The following is a 2,300-nucleotide window of genomic DNA, read 5'->3' as shown; positions in this document are numbered from 1 at the left end:
GCGCTGATGAACGTGATCCCCGTCGTTGCGACAATCTTCGGCGCGGCCTACGCGGTACAGGCCTCATACGGTATCGGTTTTCACAAGAGCGTGTATCTGTGGATTCCGGTCGTCGGCAATATCATCGCCGTGCTGGTGATTCCGTACGTAGGCAATTTGTCGGATCGCATCGGCCGCAAGCTGCCGGTCGCGGTTGGCGCGGTCGGCTCAGGACTGCTCTCGTACGGCTATCTCTACGCGATCAGCATTCACAACGTGCCGCTCGCTTTCCTCATGTCACTGCTGATGTGGGGGATTGTCTATCAAGGCTATAACGCGGTCTTTTCGAGCTTCTATCCGGAACTCTTCCCGACGCGCTCGCGGGTCTCGGCAATGTCGATTGCACAGAACGTGGGCACGCTCATCACCGCGCTGTTGCCGGCACTTTTCGCGACGGTCGCACCTCCGGGGTCGGCCGACATTCCATTCACGGTGGGCTCCATCACGCTGGGCGTGACCGTCGTCGCTGCGCTCGCCGCATGGAGTGCCCGCGAGACGTATCGCATACCGATGAGCCAGCTCGGCGAACCCGATGCGGTTCCCATGGACAAAGTCGAATACGACCGGCTGCGCGGTCAGACGGTAGCAGCAGACAAGGTGTCATGTGCGTCTGCGTGTCCATCAATCGTGTTCGATACGCCGCGATCCGGAATGCCAACGGCGCGGCGACGACCGATGAACTGCTTGGAGTGCCGCAGATCAAGTACTCGTCAAGTATTCGTCAAGTACTCTTAAGTCAGCGGCACTATTGCTGTAAGACTGTCGAGCTGATACGCGTAGTGACGATAGCCGCCGTCGTCGTGCGTATAGACAAAGCCCGCCGCTTCGTAGAGAACCCGTGCCGGATTGTCAGGCTTCACACCCAGGGTGAGCGAAGCGAAACCCTGCGCGCGTGCGTCGGAGATGAACTCGGCGAGGAGTCGTCGACCGAGTCCGACGCGGCGTTTATCAGGTAGAACGTAAATCGACGCGAGGACGGCGACGTTACTGTGGACCTCCCAGAAGCAGTACCCCGTAGCCTCCTCACCCGATTCCGCGATAAACATGTGTTCGAGATCGTTGGTCCATTGCTTCATGTGCCAATACATTCCACCCGTCCAGCGCGCCTCCTGTTCTGGCTCGATCTGCCGAATATAGTCGAGTTCGCCAGCATAGATCGCCGGCAGGTCAGCAGCACGGGCACGACGGATTGAATGCAGGTCTGTCATCGTTTAGAGAAAGGTCCAAAAATTAAGTCCGCACACACTACCGTATTCCTGTCGCTTACATAAGCTAAATAAATATCTTCAGATTGCGTGTACAACTCTTCATCCCTATCCCATCACTCGGGCGGTACGCCTCCGACCGCCGTGGTACATGCCGCAGCGCTCCCTATGACAAACTCCCGTCTGCTAAGCCAAGCGCACCCCATTTTTACGAGAGTCCGAATGCTCCGCGCATCGATCGTGATCCGGATTTTGTTTGCCCTATGCCTGCTTGCTGCTACCTTCAATCATGCACGTGCGATCCTGCAACATGGTTTGCTTTGGGACTACGGCATGGGAAGCAAGATTACCCTGGCGAGCAAAGTCTATTGGGATGCGCTGATTATTCTTGACTCGCTCGCCGCTATGCTCTTGTTTGTCAAACCAAGGGCGGGACTCTGGTTGACCGTCGCGATTATCGTGAGTGACGTTATACATAACACGTACTATGTCGCGATAAATGATCAATGGCTTAATTCGTTTTATCTGGCGCAGGTCGGATTCCTTGTGGTCGTACTCGGTCTCGCGCCGGTAGCGGCACGGGCATTTCCATCCGGGCGTCAGGCACCTGCTTGAGAGCGGGTGCTTCGTTGCACACCAAAAAAGAATAGATCAATGATCAATATGGCACGCCATCCAGACGACGAAATGACCACCGACCGCGTGATATTGCGCGTAGTCAACGAGACCAACGCGTACGCTTTACTAGGCTACTACGCAGCCAACCGAACGCACCTTCAGCCTTGGGAGCCCGCTCGATCAGAGAGTTTCTATGATCTGGATGCCATCACTGAAAGACTACGTGTAATGGCTCATCAAACTGCAGCGGGAAACGCTCTTCATCTCGTGCTGCTTGAGCGTGAAAGTGGCGAGCTGATCGGAGACTGCAATTTCACTAATGTGGTTCGGGGACCGTTCCAGGCATGTCATCTTGGATTCTCCATCGCGAAGGCAGTCGAAGGGAAAGGCCTGATGAGATAAGCTTTAACGACCGCGATTTCGTACGTGTTCAGAAAT

4 protein-coding genes are annotated in these 2,300 nt (G+C 55.6%); 3 read left to right on the top strand and 1 reads right to left on the bottom strand.

Annotated features, from left to right (window positions below):
• The coding region (locus tag WCA53_RS09680) for an MFS transporter (protein WP_423908470.1) at window positions 1-774 on the top strand (774 nt) is incomplete at its 5' end.
• Here WCA53_RS09680 and WCA53_RS09675 read toward each other — a convergent pair.
• Complete coding sequence (locus WCA53_RS09675; RefSeq protein WP_423908468.1) at window positions 771-1,247, bottom strand: N-acetyltransferase family protein; 477 nt, start codon at window positions 1,245-1,247, stop codon at window positions 771-773. The genes WCA53_RS09680 and WCA53_RS09675 overlap by 4 nt on opposite strands.
• A 219-nt stretch (window positions 1,248-1,466) precedes the next feature.
• Here WCA53_RS09675 and WCA53_RS09670 point away from each other — a divergent pair, with 219 nt between their 5' ends.
• Together WCA53_RS09670 and WCA53_RS09665 are read left to right on the top strand one after the other, a co-directional pair.
• Window positions 1,467-1,859, top strand: coding sequence for a hypothetical protein (locus WCA53_RS09670; RefSeq protein ID WP_423908467.1), 393 nt, complete (start codon window positions 1,467-1,469; stop codon window positions 1,857-1,859).
• Window positions 1,860-1,898: 39 nt separating this feature from the next.
• Complete coding sequence (locus WCA53_RS09665; RefSeq protein WP_423908465.1) at window positions 1,899-2,264, top strand: GNAT family N-acetyltransferase; 366 nt, start codon at window positions 1,899-1,901, stop codon at window positions 2,262-2,264.
• Window positions 2,265-2,300: the final 36 nt, after the last annotated feature.

This window comes from Caballeronia sp. (assembly GCF_049581465.1).
Lineage (GTDB): Bacteria > Pseudomonadota > Gammaproteobacteria > Burkholderiales > Burkholderiaceae > Caballeronia.
Note: the sequence above shows the minus strand (reverse complement) of the source record. Positions and strands in the feature narration are given on the sequence as shown.

Coding starts and splice junctions, on each gene's coding strand:
- WCA53_RS09675 (WP_423908468.1), bottom strand. CDS start 1,247: ATGACAGACCTGCATTCAATCCGTCGTGCCCGTGCTGCTGACCTGCCG.
- WCA53_RS09670 (WP_423908467.1), top strand. CDS start 1,467: ATGCTCCGCGCATCGATCGTGATCCGGATTTTGTTTGCCCTATGCCTG.
- WCA53_RS09665 (WP_423908465.1), top strand. CDS start 1,899: ATGATCAATATGGCACGCCATCCAGACGACGAAATGACCACCGACCGC.